We start from the raw sequence: 19,257 nt of genomic DNA, 5'->3' as shown, positions 1-19,257 counted from the left end.
CTGAACTTACAAAGAGGGGGACTACATGAAGGAAGACAGAAGCAGTCAGGCCTACTGGAAGGCCACGCTAAGCCTGTTGTTCAAGATATTGATTCTCTGGTTTCTTGTGTCGTTCGGTGCCGGCATTTTGTTCGCAGACATGCTGAACAGCATCCATCTGGGGGGCTATCCGCTCGGGTTCTGGTTTGCCCAGCAGGGCTCCATCTACATCTTCATCGCGCTGATTTTCTATTACGCCAAGAAGATGGGTGACATTGACCGCCGCTTCAACGTGCAAGAAGAGTGAGGGCCGAGCGATCATGGATCTCCAAACCACCATCTACATCTTCGTCGGTCTGAGCTTCGCGCTTTACATCGGCATCGCCATCTGGGCGCGCGCCGGCTCGACGAGTGAGTTCTACGCCGCGGGCGGCAGCGTTCACCCCATTACCAACGGCATGGCCACGGCCGCCGACTGGATGAGCGCCGCGTCGTTCATTTCCATGGCCGGCCTGATCTCCAACATGGGCTACGGCGGCGCGCTGTTTCTCATGGGCTGGACGGGCGGCTACGTGCTGCTGGCCATGCTGCTGGCGCCCTACCTGCGCAAGTTCGGCAAGTTCACGGTGCCGCAGTTTATTGGTGACCGCTTTTATTCCAAGGGCGCCAGCACCATTGCCGTGGTCTGCCTGCTGATCGCCTCGCTCACCTACATCATTGGACAGATGACGGGCGTCGGTATCGCGTTCGCACGTTTCCTTGGCGTTTCCAGCGACACCGGCATCTACGTGGGCATGGCCATTGTGTTCGCCTACGCGGTGTTTGGCGGCATGAAGGGCATTACCTACACCCAGGTGGCACAGTACATCGTGCTGATTCTGGCGTTCACGGTGCCGGCGATCTTTATCTCGCTGGCGCTTACCGGGAACGTCCTGCCGCAGATTGGCCTGGGGGGCGATTACCGCGGCACGGATATGACGCTGCTGGCCAAGCTCGACAGCGTGGTGACCGACCTGGGCTTTGGCAAGTACACCACCTCGGTGCCGGGCAGCACGCTGAATATGTTCATGTACACGCTGTCGCTCATGATTGGCACGGCTGGCCTGCCGCACGTCATCATGCGGTTCTTCACCGTGCCTTCGGTGAAGGACGCACGCCTGTCGGCCGGCTGGGCGCTGGTCTTCATCGCCATTCTGTACACCATGGCGCCGGCGGTGGGTGCCATGGCCAAGCTGAACCTGCACGCCACGGTGAACACCGCCGTGAAAGCAGGCGGCGATTTGTTCGCTCCTGAAGCCAGCATCAAGGCCGACTCGCAGCCTGACTGGATGAACCGCTGGGAAAAGACCGGCTTGCTCAAGTGGACGGACAAGAACGGCGATGGCCGCATCCAGTACTACAACGACAAGACCAAAGACAAGGGCGTGCTCGACAAGGCGGCTGCTGCTGGCTGGAAGGGCAACGAGCTGATGGTCAACCCCGACATCATCGTGCTGGCCAACCCCGAAATCGCACTGCTGCCCAACTGGGTAATCGGCTTGGTGGCTGCGGGCGGTCTGGCTGCGGCGCTGTCGACGGCGGCTGGTTTGCTGATGGCAATTTCTTCGGCGGTGTCGCACGACCTGGTGAAGAGCGTCTTCAATCCGGACATCAGCGAGCAGAAAGAGTTGCTGGCGGGCAAGATTTCGATGGCGGTGGCCATCGTTGTTGCCGGCTACCTCGGTCTGAACCCGCCAGGTTTCGCGGCCGGGACGGTGGCGCTGGCTTTTGGTATCGCGGCCAGTTCGCTGTTCCCTGCGATCATGATGGGAATTTTCAGTAAGAAGATGAACAAGGAAGGCGCCATGGCCGGCATGTTGGCGGGCTTGTTCTTCACCCTGTTCTATGTGTTTGCCCACAAGGGTATCTTCTTCATCAAGGGCACCGAGTACCTGGACCTGATCGGCGGCGCCAACAGCTTCTTCGGCATCACGCCGGAAGCCATCGGTGCCGTTGGCGCTGCGGTGAACTTCCTGGTGGCTTTCCTGGTGGACAAGGTGACGGCGCCTCCGCCAGCGCATATCCAGGCCATGGTCGAAGCGGTGCGCATTCCGCGCGGCTCCAAACTGGTCGGCGGGGCACACTAAAAGCGGTGGCCACCCTGTGATTGCCATGCCGTCGAGGTGGCGCGGCGGCAGCCACAATCCAAGGCCCCGCCAGCGGTGCTGGCAGGGCCTTTTTCATGGATATTCAGGACGGCAGCGCTCGCGCCGCAGCCCTCCGCTCTGGGAGTCCCGCATGGTTTTTGATGTCAGTGTCGCCTTGACCTGGATTCTCTATATCGCCTTGTTCCCGATTGCCTTCTTCTGGTTTCGGCGCGCCTGGCGGATTGCCTTTCGCCGGGATTTTTCGGAGGTGGCGCTCAAGGGGGGTGAGTCACCCCCCAATGCTGAAAAGTATGCCCCCTATGCCATGGCCATCAATCTGGTTGCAGGCAGCGTGGCGGTGGTGGTGATCGCGGGCGTGGCTCTGGGGCAACTCGACTACAACACGTGGACGGCCATGGCGGGCAGCACCATCTGGTGCAAGTTTTTTCTCGATTTCGCCATCTCGCGCCATGCGCACATGCAGCGCGGCCCAAAGCCGCAGCGCCGCGCGGGGAAGTAAGTCACCGGTAAGTGGCCGGGCCACAATGGTGGGCGCCGTGCGCCTGCCGTGCGCTGCCGCCCTTGAACGGAGATTGCCGTGAGCCACACGCTGCGTTCCCAGCGCCTTGGTGCCTTGTTTGCCGCAGGTTGGCTGTTGCTGAACTTTCCGCTGCTGGGTTTGTGGGACAGCGACCTGAGCGTGTTGGGCCTACCGCTGTTTCCGCTGGCGCTGTTCGTGATCTGGGGCGCCATGATTGCCACCGTCGCCTGGTGGATGGAGTCGCGCCCAGGCCTTGAAACGCCTGCGGCGTCCGAGCCCGAGCTGCCGCAGGTGCAGGTGCGGGATTGACCGCCATGCTGCCAGCGCCGCTTGTCATTGGCACCTCGCTGGCCTACCTGCTGCTGCTCGTCGGCGTCGCCTACTGGGCCGACCGCCGGGCCGCCGCACGCCGCTCGGTCATTGCCCGGCCCTCTGTGTACGCGCTGTCGATGGCGGTGTACTGCACCGCCTGGACGTATTTCGGCAGTGTCGAGCGCGCCGCAACGGGTGGCATGTGGTTCCTGCCCATCTACCTGGGGCCTACGCTGGCCATGGTGCTGGGCTGGACGGTGCTGCGCAAGATGATTCGCATTGCCAAAACGCACCGGATCACCTCGATTGCCGATTTCATTGCCAGCCGCTATGGAAAGAGCCAGTTGCTGGCAACGCTGGTGACGTTGGTGGCCGTGGTGGGCATCGTTCCCTACATTGCGCTGCAGCTCAAAGCCGTGTCCTCGGGCTATGCGCTGCTCACGTCCGGCAGCGCGGTGGCTCCAGCGCACCTGCACTGGAGCCAGGACAGTGCCTTTTATGTCGCCCTCTCTCTGGCAGGCTTCGCCATCGTGTTTGGTGCGCGCCACCTCGATACCACCGAGCGCCACGAGGGCATGGTGGCGGCCATTGCCTTTGAGTCGCTGATCAAGCTGGCGGGCTTTCTGTGCGTGGGGGTGTTTGTCGTCTATGGTCTGTTTGGTGGCCTGGGCGACATCTTTGCCCAGGCGCGGGCGCGGCCTGATCTGGCGGCGCTGTTGCATGCCGAGCAGGGCGGGGCGTATTCCTGGGCGCGCTGGATGGGGCTGATGGTGCTGGCCCTGTGCGCCGCGCTGGTGCTGCCACGGCAATTCCAGGTCATGGTGGTGGAGAACGTGCACGAAGACCATGTGCGCCGCGCGAGCTGGCTGTTTCCACTCTACCTCTTGCTGATCAACCTCTTCGTGCTGCCCATTGCCCTGGGCGGATTGCTGTATTTCAGCAGTGGCGTGCACAACCCCGAGCACTTTGTGCTCTCGCTGCCCATGGCCGCGGGGCAGAACGCGCTGGCGCTGTTTGTCTTCGTCGGCGGGCTGTCGGCCGCCACCGGCATGGTCATCGTCGAAACCGTGGCCGTCTCCACCATGGTCAGCAACGAGCTGGCGCTGCCGCTGCTGCTGCGGCTTCGCCTGCTGGACGCCGCCCACCAGCCGAGCGATTTCACGCGCCCGCTGCTCATGATCCGACGCGCCGCCATCGTGGGCGTGCTGCTGCTGGGCTACGTGTACTTCCAACTGGCGGGGGACGCGTATGCGCTGGCAAGCATTGGCCTCATCAGCTTTGCTGCCGTGGCCCAGTTTGCCCCGGTACTGCTGGGCGGCATGTACTGGCGCGGCGGCACGCGCGCGGGCGCCCTGGCCGGGTTGATCGTGGGTTTTGGCGTGTGGGTCTACACACTCATGCTGCCGTCGATTGCCAAGTCGGGCTGGCTGGACGCGGGTTTCCTCACGGCCGGGCCGTGGGGCATCGCCTGGCTGCGGCCCGAATCGCTGTGGGGCCTGCAGGGCCTCGACAGCCTGACGCACTCGCTGTTCTGGAGCTTGCTGACCAACTGCGCGGCCTATGTGGTGGTGTCGCTCTGGCGCGCGCCGTCCGGCCGCGAAGCCAGCCAGGCGCTGCTGTTTGTCGATGTCTTCCGGCGCGGCACGGCGCAAACACCGGTGTTCTGGCGCGGGCGCGCCGACGCCGCCGAACTCAAGCGTCTTTGCGAGCGTTTTCTCGGCGCGGAAAAAACCCGTGAGCTGTGGCGTGGCTATGCCAAGCAGGCCGGCTTGCCCGCGGACCAGGCCCTGGTCCCGGACGCACGCCTGGTGCAGTTTGTCGAAGCGCAGCTGGCAGGGGCCGTGGGCAGCGCCTCGGCACGGGTGCTGGTGGCTTCGGTCTCTGACGAGGAGACGCTCTCGCAAGGCGACGTGCTGGCCATGCTGGAAGAGGCGTCGCAACTGCGCAGCTACTCGCGTGCGCTGGAAACCAAGTCGCGCTCGCTGGAGAAGGCCACCAGTGAGCTGCGCAGTGCGAACGAGCAGCTCAAGAGCCTGGACCGCTTGAAGGACGATTTCATGTCCTCGGTGACACACGAGCTGCGCACGCCGCTGACGTCGATACGCGCGCTGGCAGAGATTCTGCAGGGCGATGCCGAGGTGCCGCCGCAGCAGCGCCAGCGCTTTGTCGACATCATCGTGCAGGAGACCGAGCGCCTCACCCGGCTGGTCAACCAGGTGCTCGACATGGCCAAAATCGAGTCCGGGCACATCGACTGGCGCTTGGCCGACATCGACGTGCGCGCCCTGCTCGAAAAATCCGTGGCCACCACGGCGGCGCTGCTGAGTGATCGGGGCGCAGAGATGCAGCTCGACCTTCCTGACGCCTTGCCGCCCCTGCGCGCCGACCCGGACCGCTTGCTCCAGGTGCTGCTGAACCTCATCTCCAACGCCGCCAAGTTCGTACCGCCGCAGGGTGGGCGCGTGCAACTGCGCGCGCGCGGCGATGGGCAAGGTCTGACCGTGTGCGTGCAGGACAATGGCCCCGGTGTACCGGCGGGCCACGAACGCCTCATCTTTGACCGGTTTCATCAAGCGGGTGGGCCCACGCCGGGCGGGCAGGGCACCGGTCTGGGTCTGCCGATCAGCCAGCACATCGTGGCGCACTTTGGCGGCCGCCTGTGGCTGGAGCCGCCTGCCCCTGGTGCGCCGTCCGGCGCCTGCTTCTGCTTCTGGCTGCCCTGGCACCCCGCGTTTTCTGGAGACACTGCCCCATGACCCAAAAGAAGATTCTGATTGCCGACGACGAACCCAACATCGTGGTGTCGCTTGAATACCTGCTGCAGCGCGAGGGCTACGCCGTGAGCATCGCGCGCGACGGTCAGCAGGCCCTGGACGCCATCGCCCGCGAGGCGCCGGACCTGGTGCTTCTCGATGTGATGATGCCCATCAAATCGGGCTTCGAGGTATGTGCCAGCGTGCGGAGTGATGCGGCATTGGCGCATACGCGCATCCTCATGCTCAGTGCCAAGGGGCGCGACACCGACCTGGTCAAAGGCATGGCCCTGGGCGCGGACGACTACATGACCAAGCCCTTTGCCACGCGCGAACTGGTGGCGCGCGTGGCTGAGCTGCTCGCCAAGGAACGGCCATGAGCCAAGGTGTGCCGACCCGTCGGCCTGCGGAACGCTTGACGGAGATCGCACCGTGAAACGCAGCGACCCGCGGCTGATCGCCGCCATTGCGCTGGCCGGCCTGGTGATGGCGCTGTGGCTGGTGCTGATGTCGGCCATCGTCTGGTCCACGCTCGGCGCGTCCGAGCGCGAGGCCGTGGGCCAGGTGCTGGCGGGCCGGATCGCGCTGGTGTTTGTCGGCTGGGTGCTGGGGCTGATTGCCGTGGCGGCAGTGTTGCGCGTGCTGCACCAGCGCTATGTCGGCGCGCCGCACCGGTTGCTGGAGGAAGCCCGCGTCGTGCTGGCGGCGCGCCGGCCGCAGCAGCTCAAACCGCGCGGCACGCGCGAGATGCAGGCGCTGGCGGTGGCGGTGAACGAGCTGGCCGCGCAGCGCGACCGCCTGCGCGCCGACATGGACGCGCAGGTCACGCAGGCCAGCGAGCGCGTGCAGCAGGAGAAAGACCGCCTGGCCGCGCTGATGGCCGAACTCCACCAGAGCGTGGTGGTGTGCAACCACGCCGGGCGCATCCTGCTCTACAACCAGCGCGCACGCCAGGCCTTTCGCGCACTCTCGCAGGGGCCGCAACTGGCCGGTGGTGCCGAGTTGCTCGGCATTGGCCGCTCGATTTACGCGGCGCTGGAGCGCCAGGTGCTGGCCCATGCTTTCGAGCGCATCCAGCAGGCCGTGGCCAAGGGCGATGCCCGGCCGACAGCGCAGTTCGTCACCGCGGTGGCGGGCGGGCAGTTGCTGCGCGTACAGGTGGCGGCGGTGCGCGCCAGCCAGGGCGTGTTGGGCCGAAGCACCGAGGTCACCGGCTTTGTGCTCATGCTCGACAACGTGACCGAGAGCGTGGCAGAGGAATCCGCGCGCGACCAGTTGCTGCATGGCCTGACAGAAGGCAGCCGTGCGTCGCTGGCCAACATTCAGGCGGCGGTGGACATGCTGGGCTACCCCGACATCGAGCCTGCCATGCGCGAGCGCTTTCTGGGCGTGGTGCGCGAAGAGGTGGCGTCCATGGGCAAGCGGGTCACCGACCTTGCGCAGCGCAGCGCCCAGCGCCTCAAGACCCGCTGGCCGCTCGAAGACATGCTGGGCGCCGACTTTGCCGCCGCCGCGCAGCGCCAGCTCGGCGCGCGCTGCGGCTGCCCGGTGACACTGGACGCGATCGACCCGGTGCTCTGGCTCAAGGTGGACAGCTACACGCTGCTGCAGGCGCTCACCTACCTGGGCACGCGCCTGGTGGACGAGTTCGAGGTGCGCTTTCTGCAACTGCGCCTGGCGCGCGCGGGCGCGCACGCCCAGCTTGACCTGGTCTGGGGCGGCCAGGCCATGAGCAACGAAACCGTGATGAGCTGGGAGATGGACGCCATGCGCTTTGGCACCGAGCGCACGCCGCTCTCGGTGCGCGACGTGGTCGAGCGCCATGGCGGCGAGATGTGGTTCGAGCGCGAGCGGGTGCGCCACCAGGCGCTGTTTCGCTTTCTGCTGCCGCTCGCCAGCAGCCAGCCAGCGCCAGGCAGTCTGGCGGCGGCCGACCTGCCCAGTCGCCCGGAGTTCTACGATTTCGACCTGTTCCAGAGCATGGAAGAGGGCCGCGAACTCGAAGACCGGCCGCTCGCCGAACTGGCCTACACCGTGTTCGACACCGAAACCACGGGCCTGAACCCCTCGGGGGGCGACGCCATCATCCAGATCGGCGCGGCGCGCATCGTCAACGGCAAGCTGCTGCGCCAGGAGACCTTCGACCAATTGGTGAACCCGGGCCGCAGTATTTCGGCCGAATCGATTCCGATCCACGGCATCAGCCAGCACATGGTGGAGGGCCAGCCGGGCATTGGTGAGGTGCTGCCGGTGTTCCACGCCTTCGCGCACGACACCGTGCTGGTGGCGCACAACGCTGCCTTCGATATGAAGTTCCTGCAGTTGCAGGAGGAGGCCACGGGCACCGTCTTCCGCCAGCCGGTGCTCGACACCTTGTTGCTCTCGGCCGTGGTGCACCCCCACCAGGAGTCGCACCGCCTCGAAGCCATTGCGGAGCGCTTCAACGTTGCGGTGCTGGGCCGGCACACGGCGCTGGGCGACGCGTTGGTGACGGCAGAGATCTGGCTGCGCCTGATCCCGCTGCTGGCCGAGCAGGGCATCCACACCTTGCGCCAGGCGCGCGAAGCGGCGCAGAAGACGTATTACGCGCGGTTGAAGTATTGAGGTTGCTACTAGATTTATAGCTGGTAGTGCTTATGCATCAAGCGCTGGAGGCCAAAAATGGCCTGAATGTGTGCTGTGTCGAGGTCCCCGCGTGCGCTGCGCCCGGCATTCCGGGATGGAGGTCGGGGCACGGGTTTCGCGGCGCGTGAGGGGCTTGTTCGGCATGGCCTAAGATCGTAAACACGTTCTAAAACCGCCCCGCCTGGTAGCGTTGGGCCAGCACGTCCTGCACCGTTTGCACCACCTGGAAGGCCTGCTTGAGGTGGCTGCGCTCGAAGTTCGAGAGTTCCTCCAGCGCCAGGAAGTTGTCGGGCGCCTGGCCCTGGGCCAGTTGCCGCGCCTGGTGTGCGATGCGCAGCCTGGAGATGAATTCCAGCGCCTCGCGCAGGTCGCGGGCGCTTTGCGCGCTGACTTCACCGGAGGGGGCGGCCACTTCCAGCCGGTCGTGCGTGTTCACTTGCGGCATCCCACCGGCCAGGGCGTACAGGCGCGCCAGATCGACGATGGGCACGATGCCGGTGTGCTTGAGGTCAATGGTGCCCGGGTGCTCGCCGCCGCGGATGCGCGCAATGGTGCCAAACAAGCCCAGCGGCGGGCGGTGCTTGAGCGCGTTGCCCACCATGTGCGCCAGGAACAGGCTGTTGCCGCGCGTGTTCGCCAGCAGCTCGTGGCGCAGGCTGTCGAGCAGCTCGGCGCGGCCGTGGATGGCGCGCAGGTCAAAAAACACGCAGGTCAGCATCAGCGCCATCGGCTCGGGTGTGTCCACCCATTGGCGAAAGTACTCGGCCCAGCGCTTGCGGGGCTGGCGCCATTGGTCGGTCATGGCCATCATCTCGCCGGGGCAGTGGATGTAGCCACACTCGGCCAGGCCGTCGCAGACGAAGCGCGAAAACTCGCGGAACCAGGCGCCGTGCAGCACTTCGTCGTAGTCGTCGCCAAGCACCAGGCAGTTGTCCTGGTCCGACAGCGCCGTTTGCTCGCTGCGCGCCTGCGAGCCGGCCGCCACCCACACATAGTCCACCGGTGCCGGGCCCATGCGTTCCTTGGCAAGCTGGATCAGGCGCACGGTGATGGCGTCGGTGATGGCGGTGACGATATGCCCTGTGCTGTAGGCGCTGGTGCCCGCATCGACCAGATGGCGCTGCAAGGCCTTGAGGCGCGTGGTCGCTTTGGCCAGGCCCGCCACCGAGGTCTGCTTGTAAATCTCGCCGGCCAGGACGACGGCCGAGGTGCTTTGCTGCTCGGCCAAGTCGGTTGCCGTGACCATGCCGACGATGCGCGCCCCCTCCAGCACCGGCAGGTGGTGGATATTGGCGCGCGCCATCGTCAGCAGCGCTTCGAACGCCGGGCTTTGCGCCTGCAGCGTATGGGGGTCGAGCGTGGCGATCTCGCGCACCGGCCGCGCGCTGTCCCTACCGGTGGCCAGCACACGGTTGCGCAGGTCCCGGTCGGTCACCAGGCCCAGCAGCGCAGCGCTGTTGCCACCGCCGTCCTCGATCAGCAGCACGCAAGAGACGCGCTGCGCGTGCATGTGCTCGGCCACGGTGCGGATCGGTGTGTCCATGGGCAGGCACACCGGCGCACGTTGCACCAGGGCACGGACCGGCATGGCCAGCCGGTTGAGGCGCGCGCCGTCCTCGCCGGGCGCCCCCTGCTGCTGTGCAAGGTCGGCCGCGGTGGGCAGCGAGGGGAAGTAATACTCCAGCGCGCCATGTGCCTGGCACAACTGCAACAGCACCTGCGGCGCCAGCCAGGCCACTGTGCCATCGGTCGCGGCCGTCGCCTGCCAGGTGGCCAGGTGGCGTGCGGGCGTGGCGCCAAAACCGAACAGCTCGCCGCGCTGCAGGCGTACGCCGTGGTCCAGGTCGGGATCGTGCAGGTCGATGGCGCCCGCGAGCACCATGCCCAGCCGGGTATGCAAGCCGCCCTGGGGCAGCAGCATGGCGCCCTCGGTGCTTGTCTGCTGCTCCCACTGCGTGGCGAGCACTGCCTGCTCGCCAGCGGTGAGCGTGCCCCACACACGGTGGTCGGCCAGCAGAGCGGCCAGGTCGTCGGGAGAGGGCGGAGCAGTAGGCATGGCGCGGACCCGGTGGGCGAAAGGGCCATTGTTGCAGGTCCTACCATCGCACTTTTGCGTGAACGCGCGAACGCATGAAAGCCTCTCCCCAAACCGTTCTGTGGCTGCAGCCGGGCGCACCGCCCAAGCCGGCGCTCGGTGCGCCCTGCAATGGCTGTGGCTTGTGCTGCCTGAGTGCGCCCTGCCCACTGGGCATGCTGGTCTCGCGCCGGCGCACCGGGGCCTGTGCGGCGCTGCGCTGGGACGGCGCTGAGCAGCGCTATCTCTGTGGGCTGATCAGCCACCCAGCCGAATTGACGGGCTGGCACCGCCCCTGGTTGTTGGCCATGGTCCAGCGGGTGGCGCGGCGGTACATCGCCGCTGGCGATGGCTGTGATGCAGACATCGACGTGATTCGCACAGCCAAAGAGCTATCAGAAAAATAGCTAGCAGCGCTTTATCTATAAGCGCTGGAGCCTGATTTTGTCGATATTTTTTTCAAGAATACGCGTGCAGTTCATGCGGGAATTGCGCCCGGCAAAAAAATCATTCGCCATGAATCTTAGAATTCCGCCCGAATCCGCCTAGCCAGGCGGTAAATTTTTGCATTGCGGCAAATCAAACAACTAGCCAGCCGCCGTCGGTGCTGGCGCCATTCCACAAGGACTCCCCCATGGACAGTGCGCTCATGAGCCTGTTAGGCGCCTTTCTGCTTTCGCTGATCGGCTTGTTTGCCTTTATTTGGTCCATGCGCAGAGGGCTGCTGGTAGAGAACCCGCGCGCTGCCTCGGTCATCTTCGCGCCGGGTGAAATCGGCCGTGCGGACGACCCGGCACTGGCCGGAGACGCTCAGCAGCCGCTGCGCCAGGCGGCCGCCGAGGCCGGCGAGGCGGGCCACCCACCCGACCCGGACGAGCTGGAGCACCGCGTCGCGGCAGACCGATCGAGCGCATTTCCCGTCTTCATGTTCATTGCCTTTGCCTGCATGTGGCTGCTGCTGGGTTCGGTGGCGGGGCTGACCTCCTCGCTCAAGCTGCACATGCCGGACCTGCTGGTGAACGAAGCCTGGATGACCTTCGGGCGCATGCGCACCATCCACCTCACGGCGGTGCTCTACGGCTGGATCACCAATGCTGCGCTGGGCACCATCATCTGGCTGCTGCCGCGTCTGCTGCGCACGCCGCTGATGGGCGGGGTCTGGGTGCTGCTGGGCGGCGCGCTGATCAACACCGGCATCGCCAGCGCCATTGGCGCCATCGGCTCGGGCTGGACAGACGGCATGGAGTACCTGGAGATTCCCTGGCAGATTGGCCTGTTCATCGTCGCCGGCTTCATCTGCATCATCGGTCCGGTCCTCTATACGCTGGTGAACCGCAAGGTCGAGTCGCTCTACGTCACCGTCTGGTACCACGTGGCGGCGCTGCTCTGGATTTCGCTGCTCTTCATCGTCGCCAAGCTGCCGGGTGTGCACACCGGCGTGCAGCAGGCCACCACCAACTGGTGGTACGGCCACAACGTGCTGGGGCTGTGGTTCACGCCGGTGAGCGTCGGGGCCATCTACTACTTCCTGCCCAAGATCATCGGGCGGCCGGTGCGCTCGTACAACCTGTCCATCCTCGGGTTCTGGACACTGGCGTTCTTCTATGGCCAGGTGGGCGGCCACCACCTGATCGGCGGGCCGGTGCCCGGTTGGCTGACCACGCTGTCCATCGTGCAGAGCATGATGATGATCATCCCGGTGCTGGCCTTCACCATCAACATGGCCGGCACCATGTGGGGGCGCATGCACCTGGCGCGCTATTCGCCCACGCTGCGTTTCATGATGTTTGGCGGCTTCATGTACATGCTGTCGTCGCTGCAGGGTTCGTTCGAGGCGCTGCGCAGCATCAACCAGGTGACGCACTTCACGCACTTCACGGTGGCGCATGCCCACCTGGGGGCCTACGCCTTCGTCACCATGGTGCTGTTCGGCGCCATCTATTTCATGATGCCGCGCGTGCTTAACTGGGAGTGGCCGTATCCGCGCCTTATCACCCTGCAGTTCTGGCTGGCGGCGGTGGGTATCAGCATTTATTTCGTCGGCCTGTCCATCGGTGGCTGGCTGCAGGGCATGGACATGCTGGATGCTTCGAAACCCTTCATGGATTCGGTGGCGGTCACGATTCCCTATCTGCAGTGGCGCAGCGTGGGCGGTTCGCTGATGGTGGCGAGCCATGTCATCTTCGTCGGCCACTTCCTTGCCATGGCGCTGCGCTTTGGTCCGCAGCGTGCCGGCGCCGCCCTGTTCTGGCCCGGTAAAGCTCAAGAGGTCCTCTATGGAGAATGAAGTCAAGCTCGCAGCGGGCGCCATGGTGGCGCTGGCCGTGGCCACTACGGCGCTGGTCGTGCTGCCCTACATCCAGGTGCGCGACGTCCAGGCACCCGAGGGCCTCAAGCCGTACACCAGTGCTGAGCTGCGTGGGCGCGAGGTGTACATCTCCAACGGCTGTGTGTACTGCCATTCGCAGCAACCGCGTGACCGCAGCTTCGGCCCCGACACTGAGCGTGGCTGGGGCCGTGCCTCGGTGCCCGCCGACTATGTGTACGACAAGCCGCACCTGCTGGGCAGCATGCGCACGGGACCTGACCTGTTCAACATTGGCGCGCGCCAGCCCAGCCAGGACTGGCATCTGGGCCACATCTACCAGCCGCGCGCCTACGTGCCAGGCTCCATCATGCCGTCGTACCCGTTTTTGTTCGACGTCAAGCCCAAGGCGGAAGAGGGGGATGTGGTGCTCAAGCTGCCGCCTGGCACGGTGCCTGAAGGCCGCGTCGTGGTGGCACGCCCAGAGGCGCTGGACCTGGTGCGCTACCTCCAGGGGCTGAACCATACCTACCCCGTGCTGCCCCCGCAGCCGCGCGGTGCCGCGGCACCGGCAACTGCCGCCACGCCGGCACCGGCACCCGCTGCGGCGGCAAGCGCCGCGGCGTCCTGAACCTGGGAGCATCGCTATGGAACCGATACCTCAAAAATCTGACACGCATCTCGCCCAGGAGCGCGAAAACGCCGAACCCGAAGAGCGCATGCGCCCGATTCCGCTGACGGTGGTCGCCGTGGTGATCGCGATGGTGCTGTTCGGCGTTGTCTACCTGCTGACGGCCGATCCGGTCGGCGACACGAACCTGGGGGATCACCGCACGGTTGCCGACCTCTCGGGGCCGGCGCCGGCAGCGCCGGGCGCGGCCGTGGACGGCAAGGCGCTGTTTGCCGCGAACTGCGCGGCCTGCCACCAGGCCACGGGCAAGGGCCTCCCCGGCGTGTTTCCGCCGCTCGACGGCTCGGAATGGGTCAAGGGCGAACCGCGCGTGCTGGCCAATATCCTGCTGCACGGCATTGATGGCGAGATCGAGGTGGCTGGTGCCACCTACAAGGGCTCCATGCCCTCGTTCCAACATCTCGGCGATGCCGATCTGGCGGGCGTGATCAGCTACGTTCGGGGCGCCTGGTCGAACAAGGCCGAGCCGATCAAGCCAGAGGTGTTCGAGCACGAACGCAAGACCAGTACCCGCACCAAGCCGTTCGAGGGGGGCGCGGCGCTCAAGGCGCTGGCAGCCGGGTCCTGATGCTGCGCACCGCGCTCGCTGCCGCGCTGCTGGCCTGCGCCGGCTACGCGGGTGCGAGCTGGCTGACCGACGATTTCCAGGTCTGGACGGCCGAGGGCGCGCGCCGCCTGGAGGTGGCGCTGCAGCCGGTGCCCGTGCCGGAGGTGCGTATCGAAGGGCCGGGTATCCCGGTGCAGCCGCTGGCCGCATGGCTGCATGCACCGGGCCGCGTGACCGTGGTGGATTTCATCTACACCCGCTGCGAAACGCTTTGCCTGAGTCTGGGCGGTGTCTTCCAGCAAATGCAGCGCAGGCTGCAGCTGGGCGGGGGTGGCGCGGGCGATGGCGTGCGCCTGCTGTCCATCAGTTTCGATGGGGCGCACGACACGCCCGATCGCCTGGCGGCTTACGCGCGCGGCCTGGGCGCTGACCCGGCGCTGTGGCAGTTCGCCCGGGTGCCCGATGCGCACGAATCGGCCGCCTTGCTGCGTCGCCTGCAGGTGGTGGTGGTGCCTGATGGCCGTGGTGGCTACGAGCACAACGCGGCCCTGCTGGTACTCGATGCTCACGGTCGGCTGGTGCGCGTATTCGATCTGGCCGAGCAAGAACTGGCGCTCAACTACGCACGCCATCTGGCGGCCAAGGGGGGCGCGTGAACGGCCATCGCCCGCAGCCGCGCTTGGGCGGCTGGCCGATGGTGGCGGGGTGGCTGCTGGCCGCCTTGCTGGCACTGCCCCCGGCGCGTGTGCTGCTGGAGGCGAGCATGCTGCGCCACATGCTGCTGCAGGCACCCTTGCTGCTGCTGGCGGGCGCGCTGCTGGCCGGTGCCGCCGGGCCACAGGCACGCACCGCCATGGCGCGCTGGAACGCGTACGGCATCAGCGGCTTGCTGGCCGCGGGGTGCATCCTGAGTCTGCTGATGGTGCCGCGCGCGCTCGACCTGGCGTTGGTGGCGCCGCCGGTCGAGGCCGCCAAGTTCGTGCTGCTGCTGCTCGCCGGCGCAGCGCTGCGCCTGTCGTGGCAGCCCGCCGGGCTGCTGGTGCAGGGTTTTTTTCTCGGCAACGTCCTGCCGATGATGGCCGTGGCGGGACAGCTCTACGCGGATTCGACGGTGCGCATTTGCAACGCCTACCTGTTGGACGACCAGGCGCGGCTGGGCGAATGGCTGATCGCGCTGGCCTGTGGTTTTGCCGTGGTCTGGTTGGCCCAGGTGGCGCGCACCATGGTGCTGCGGGACGCCCACGCGGCGGCGCTGGATGCAGCACCTTCAATGCTATTGAAAAAATAGCTAAAAATTATTTCTCAATAAGCGCTGCAGCCGAATTATTCACAAGAATATTGTCTGCCTGCCCAATGCAATCGATGTCGCCCGGAGATGCGGCCGGCGTACCGGCAGGCTCGCTGACTGCCGCGCGGCGCCGTGCCAGGTGGATGCCCGCCAGCATGCAGCGCACCGAGCCGCCAGCCAGCTCCAGGGTGGGCACGCGCAGCGGCAGCAAGGTGGCGCTGCGCTCGATCACCGCCTTCTGCCCGCGCGTCAGGCTGGCGCAGGCGCGCTCGGACAGGGCCAGCAGTTGCTCGCCGCGCCGGCCGGTGAGCTCCAGCGCATTGCCGGCAAATTCGCCGATCTGGCGGGCATCGAGTTCGATGAGTTCGCGCCCGCCCTCGCGCAGGCGCTCGCGCACTACCGCGCGGCGCTGCGGGTCGGCGATTAGGTAGAAACCGCCGAGTGCGAAGTCCGTGCCCACGCACAGCATCACGTTGGTGTGGTAGCACGGCTGGCCCTGGGCGTCGGCCGTGGCAAAGGCCATGGGCTCGTAGTTGAAGTGCGTGCAAAAGCGCTCCAGCGCCACCGCGTTGGCACGGTTGGACTGGGCGGTATAGGCGATGCGGGCCACATGGTCGAGCACCATGGCGCCCGTGCCCTCCAGAAACATGCCGTCCTGCTCCAGGCCGGAATAGTCGATCACGTCCTGCACGCGGTACTCGGCTTTGAGCCCTTCGATGATGTCGCTGCGCCGCTCGCGCCGGCGGCTGGGGGCAAACATGGGGTAGAGCGCCACATGGCCGCCCGCATGGGTGGAGAACCAGTTGTTCGGGAAGACGCTGTCGGGCGTGTGGTGCCGGCCATCGTCCTCGAAGAGGTGCACCCGCACGCCGGCGTCTTGCAGCCGCGCGGCGGCGTCGCTCACCTCGGCATAAGCGCCGCGCGCGGTTTCATCGGGTGGCTGACCGGCCGTGCGCGCCTGGAAGGCGTTATCGGCGGCCGTTTCGGGATTGGGCGTGAAATGGCGCGGACGCACCATGACCACGGCGGCTGGTGCCTGCAGGGAGGGCGGCGGCATATCGGTCAGGCCACGCGGCGCAGACGCGTACTGGCCCCGGCGCCGCGCGTGCGCCCGAACAGGTCTTTCGGGTCGCCATCGCTTGGGACCAACTGCACGTCGCGCCCGATGCCGCGCTCCTGCGCCAGGCGGTGCAGGGTGCGCAGGGCGGCATAGTCTTCCAGCGCAAAGCCGACGGAATCAAAGACGGTCACTTCCTGCGCGGACGTGCGACCGGGCGCCTGTCCAGACAGCACGCGCCAGAGTTCGGTCACCGGATGGTCGGGCGCGAGCTGCTGGATGTCGCCTTCGATGCGCGTCTGCGGCTCGTACTCGACAAAGAGGTTGGCCGCACGCAGCACGTCGGGGTGCAGCTCGGTCTTGCCCGGGCAGTCGCCGCCCACGGCGTTGAGGTGCATGCCGGGCTCGACCATGTCGGGCGTGAGGATGGTGGCGCGGGCCTTGTCGGCCGTGACGGTGGTGACGATGTCGGCGCCGCGCACGGCATCGCGTACAGACGCCGCGCGCCGCACGCGCAGGCCGGGGAGGTCCGCGAGGTTGCGCAAGAGCTTGTCCGTGGCGGCCGCATCGACATCGAAAGCGCTCACCTCGCCAATGCCGAGCAGGGTGTGAAAGGCCATCGCCTGGAAGTCGCTCTGCGCGCCATTGCCGATAAGCGCCATGCGGCGGCAGTTCGGCCGGGCGAGGGCGCGCGCCGCCATGGCGGAGGTGGCGGCGGTGCGCAGGGCCGTGGTCAGTGTCAATTCGGACAGCAGCAGCGGGTAGCCTGTGTCCACTTCGGCCAGCACGCCAAAGGCCATTACCGTTGGCAGGCCGCGTGCCGGATTGCCGGGGTGGCCATTGACGTACTTGAAGCTGTAGTGCGTGGCGCCGGCCACCGGCATCAGCTCGATCACCCCGCGTGCGCTGTGGCAGGCGCTGCGGGCGGATTTGTCGAACTCGCTCCAATGCAGAAACTCGGCTTCGATGCTGTGGACCAATTGCTCGATGAGCGCAGCGGGGCCGATGTCCTGCGTCAGCTGCGCGAGGGCGGGAAGGTCGATAAGGCGGGTCATTTTTGTCTCCTGATGCCATTGCTCAATCAAACGATTGCTTTGTCGGCTTCGCTTCGCCTTCGCGTATTCGATGGATTGAGAAGCCGAATGAGATGGCTTCAGAAGATTGTGCTGTGCCACCTCAACCAACGAATAGCGGCAAAAATGTGCTGATTTGGTAGCACTTCTAGCGATATGGCAGTAATAATTATCGCTATGGCAAAAATTGATGACACTGACAGGCAGTTGCTCAGCCTGCTGCGCGACAACGCCCGCACGCCCCTGGCCACACTGGCGCAAAAGGTCCGTGTCTCGCGCGGCACGGTGCAGAACCGCTTGCGCAAGCTCGAAGACGCGGGCGTCATCACGGGCTACACCGTGCGCCTGCGGCCCGATTCCGAACCCCAGCGCATCCGGGCGTGGATGAGCATCGCGGTCGAAGGCAACGGCGCCCCCGCCGTCATACGCGCCCTGCGCGGCGAGGCGGCGGTGGGCACGCTGCACAGCACCAATGGCCGCTGGGACATCGTCGCCGAGGTGCGCGCCGAGAGCCTGGAGGCGTTTGATGCAGCGCTGGGGCGTATCCGCCTCACGCCGGGCATTGCGGCCACGGAAACCAGCCTATTGCTATCGACCTACAAAGCCTGACCGTGTCGGCAAGGTTGCGCCAGTCGCCTTACCATGCAGGCGCCATGTCCGAATCGCCCCCCACTTTTGCTGCCGACCAGTCGCCGGACCGTATCTGGCCCTTGCGTGGGGAGTTTGTCGAGCCCGCGCTGGAGCAGGATTTTCGCGCGAGCACGCTGTCCCGGGTGCTGCCGCAGCAGCGCGCGGGCCTGGTGCTTTGGGCAGCACTGATGGCTGTGTTTGCGGTGCCCGATTACCTCGCCCTGGGTGCCGTGCCGAATTTCTGGATTCTGGCGGCCTACCGGGGCGTGTTCGCATTGCTCCTTCTGGGTGCCGCAGAGGCATTCAAGCGCAGACCGAACCTGGCCTTGCAAGGGTACGTGCTTGTTGGCCTGGCCTTACTGGGGTATTCGTTCTTTTTTCTGCTCTACGGGCTGCGACCAGATATCCGGGCGTTCAATACCGGGGCGATCATGGTCATCCAGGTCATGCTGTTCCTGTTCGTACCGGTGCGTGTGGCCATGGCTGCTCCTGTGGCGCTGTTTGGTGCCATCGGCGCCACGCTCAGTGTCTGGGCCACGACAGCGGACGCGTCGGTGAAGGTCGGAACGGCTTTCCTGGTGGCCCTGCCGGCCGTGCTGGGCTACGCGGCAGCGCTGCGCCAGCAAAAGACGGAACGGCTGGAATTCCTGCTGCGCCGCCAGTTGCTGGACGCCAACCGGGAACTGAAAGATGAAGTCGTCCGGCGCGTGGCCCTGCAGGGCGAACTTGAGCGCCAGGCCTTCACGGATTTGCTCACGGGGCTGCCCAACCGACGTGCGCTTGCTGAACGCTTCGCTACTGAATCGGCACGCGCGCAGCGCCGCAGCGAGCCGCTGTCGCTGGCCATGTTTGACCTCGACCATTTCAAACGGGTGAACGACACCCACGGCCATGCCGGCGGCGATGCGGTGCTACGCGGGGTGGGCGAGGTGTGCGCTCGCAGCTTTCGTGGTGCCGACATGGCGGCGCGGGTGGGGGGTGAAGAATTCGCGGTGCTGTTGCCAGACGTCGATCTGCAACGGGCTGGCACGGTGCTGCAGCGGTTCAACGACTTGCTGGCCGCAACGCCTGCGATGGTCGGCGATCAGGCGGTTGCAGTGACAGCCACCGCTGGCGTGGCCCAGCACCAGCCGGGGGAAGACCTGAATGCGCTGATGGCGCGGGCCGATGCGGCCATGTACGCCGGCAAGCAGGCCGGGCGCAACCGCGTGGTGCTGGTGCCAGCGGACGCTGCGCCCGCGCCAAGTTGATGCTGG

18 protein-coding genes are annotated in these 19,257 nt (G+C 66.1%); 15 read left to right on the top strand and 3 right to left on the bottom strand.

Annotated features, from left to right (window positions below):
• Nucleotides 1–25 precede the first annotated feature (25 nt).
• The 7 genes from AC07ZH_RS11105 (at nt 26) to AC07ZH_RS11075 (ending at nt 8,315) form a co-directional block, all read left to right on the top strand.
• Complete coding sequence (locus tag AC07ZH_RS11105; protein WP_119110332.1) at nt 26–286, top strand: DUF4212 domain-containing protein; 261 nt, start codon at nt 26–28, stop codon at nt 284–286.
• Nucleotides 287–299: 13 nt separating this feature from the next.
• Nucleotides 300–2,105, top strand: a complete 1,806-nt coding sequence (locus tag AC07ZH_RS11100) for a sodium:solute symporter family protein (RefSeq protein WP_495199778.1) — start codon at nt 300–302, stop codon at nt 2,103–2,105.
• 151 nt (nt 2,106–2,256) lie between these two features.
• A complete protein-coding gene (locus tag AC07ZH_RS11095; protein WP_495199777.1) occupies nt 2,257–2,625 on the top strand; it encodes a hypothetical protein in 369 nt (122 codons plus the stop codon).
• 78 nt (nt 2,626–2,703) lie between these two features.
• The gene (locus AC07ZH_RS11090; RefSeq protein ID WP_495199776.1) at nt 2,704–2,955 is read left to right on the top strand and encodes a hypothetical protein; all 252 of its coding nucleotides are present in this window, start codon (nt 2,704–2,706) and stop codon (nt 2,953–2,955) included.
• Nucleotides 2,956–2,960: 5 nt separating this feature from the next.
• The gene (locus tag AC07ZH_RS11085; RefSeq protein WP_495199775.1) at nt 2,961–5,714 is read left to right on the top strand and encodes an ATP-binding protein; all 2,754 of its coding nucleotides are present in this window, start codon (nt 2,961–2,963) and stop codon (nt 5,712–5,714) included.
• Entirely contained in the window at nt 5,711–6,091 is a 381-nt protein-coding gene (locus AC07ZH_RS11080) for a response regulator transcription factor (protein WP_119110336.1), read from the top strand. Before AC07ZH_RS11085 ends, AC07ZH_RS11080 begins: the two co-directional genes overlap by 4 nt.
• A gap of 52 nt (nt 6,092–6,143) precedes the next feature.
• Nucleotides 6,144–8,315 carry a 3'-5' exonuclease gene (locus tag AC07ZH_RS11075; protein WP_495199774.1) on the top strand — a complete coding sequence of 724 codons (2,172 nt, stop codon included), beginning with the start codon at nt 6,144–6,146 and terminating at the stop codon, nt 8,313–8,315.
• 187 nt (nt 8,316–8,502) lie between these two features.
• On the opposite strand, the gene AC07ZH_RS11070 is transcribed toward AC07ZH_RS11075, so the two are convergent.
• Nucleotides 8,503–10,392 (bottom strand): putative nucleotidyltransferase substrate binding domain-containing protein, encoded by a 1,890-nt coding sequence (locus tag AC07ZH_RS11070; RefSeq protein ID WP_495199773.1) that lies wholly within the window; start codon nt 10,390–10,392, stop codon nt 8,503–8,505.
• Between the two features lie 74 nt (nt 10,393–10,466).
• Here AC07ZH_RS11070 and AC07ZH_RS11065 point away from each other — a divergent pair, with 74 nt between their 5' ends.
• The 6 genes from AC07ZH_RS11065 (at nt 10,467) to AC07ZH_RS11040 (ending at nt 15,241) form a co-directional block, all read left to right on the top strand.
• Entirely contained in the window at nt 10,467–10,817 is a 351-nt protein-coding gene (locus AC07ZH_RS11065) for a hypothetical protein (RefSeq protein WP_495199772.1), read from the top strand.
• 227 nt (nt 10,818–11,044) lie between these two features.
• Entirely contained in the window at nt 11,045–12,697 is a 1,653-nt protein-coding gene (locus AC07ZH_RS11060) for a cbb3-type cytochrome c oxidase subunit I (protein ID WP_495199771.1), read from the top strand.
• A complete protein-coding gene (locus AC07ZH_RS11055) occupies nt 12,687–13,346 on the top strand; it encodes a cbb3-type cytochrome c oxidase subunit II (protein ID WP_119110340.1) in 660 nt (219 codons plus the stop codon). Before AC07ZH_RS11060 ends, AC07ZH_RS11055 begins: the two co-directional genes overlap by 11 nt.
• Before the next feature lie 16 nt (nt 13,347–13,362).
• The gene (locus tag AC07ZH_RS11050; RefSeq protein WP_119110341.1) at nt 13,363–13,974 is read left to right on the top strand and encodes a c-type cytochrome; all 612 of its coding nucleotides are present in this window, start codon (nt 13,363–13,365) and stop codon (nt 13,972–13,974) included.
• Nucleotides 13,974–14,609 (top strand): SCO family protein, encoded by a 636-nt coding sequence (locus tag AC07ZH_RS11045; protein WP_495199770.1) that lies wholly within the window; start codon nt 13,974–13,976, stop codon nt 14,607–14,609. The genes AC07ZH_RS11050 and AC07ZH_RS11045 overlap by 1 nt, the downstream gene beginning before the upstream one ends.
• On the top strand, nt 14,606–15,241 hold the full coding sequence (locus AC07ZH_RS11040; protein WP_495199769.1) for a hypothetical protein: 636 nt from the start codon (nt 14,606–14,608) through the stop codon (nt 15,239–15,241). The genes AC07ZH_RS11045 and AC07ZH_RS11040 overlap by 4 nt, the downstream gene beginning before the upstream one ends.
• Before the next feature lie 7 nt (nt 15,242–15,248).
• Here the strand turns inward: AC07ZH_RS11040 and ctlX are convergent, their stop codons facing one another.
• Both ctlX and ocd read right to left on the bottom strand, forming a co-directional pair.
• Nucleotides 15,249–16,298, bottom strand: coding sequence for a citrulline utilization hydrolase CtlX (gene ctlX, locus AC07ZH_RS11035; protein ID WP_495199768.1), 1,050 nt, complete (start codon nt 16,296–16,298; stop codon nt 15,249–15,251).
• Nucleotides 16,299–16,303: 5 nt separating this feature from the next.
• Nucleotides 16,304–17,353 (bottom strand): ornithine cyclodeaminase, encoded by a 1,050-nt coding sequence (ocd, locus tag AC07ZH_RS11030; RefSeq protein ID WP_495199767.1) that lies wholly within the window; start codon nt 17,351–17,353, stop codon nt 16,304–16,306.
• A 195-nt stretch (nt 17,354–17,548) separates the two neighbouring features.
• On the opposite strand from ocd, the gene AC07ZH_RS11025 reads away from it, so the two are divergent.
• Together AC07ZH_RS11025 and AC07ZH_RS11020 are read left to right on the top strand one after the other, a co-directional pair.
• Nucleotides 17,549–17,980 carry an Lrp/AsnC family transcriptional regulator gene (locus AC07ZH_RS11025; RefSeq protein WP_495199766.1) on the top strand — a complete coding sequence of 144 codons (432 nt, stop codon included), beginning with the start codon at nt 17,549–17,551 and terminating at the stop codon, nt 17,978–17,980.
• A gap of 44 nt (nt 17,981–18,024) precedes the next feature.
• Complete coding sequence (locus AC07ZH_RS11020; protein ID WP_495199765.1) at nt 18,025–19,251, top strand: GGDEF domain-containing protein; 1,227 nt, start codon at nt 18,025–18,027, stop codon at nt 19,249–19,251.
• Nucleotides 19,252–19,257 lie beyond the last annotated feature (6 nt).

The sequence above is a fragment of the Simplicispira sp. GW247-4R2A genome (assembly GCF_059424465.1).
Note: the sequence above shows the minus strand (reverse complement) of the source record. Positions and strands in the feature narration are given on the sequence as shown.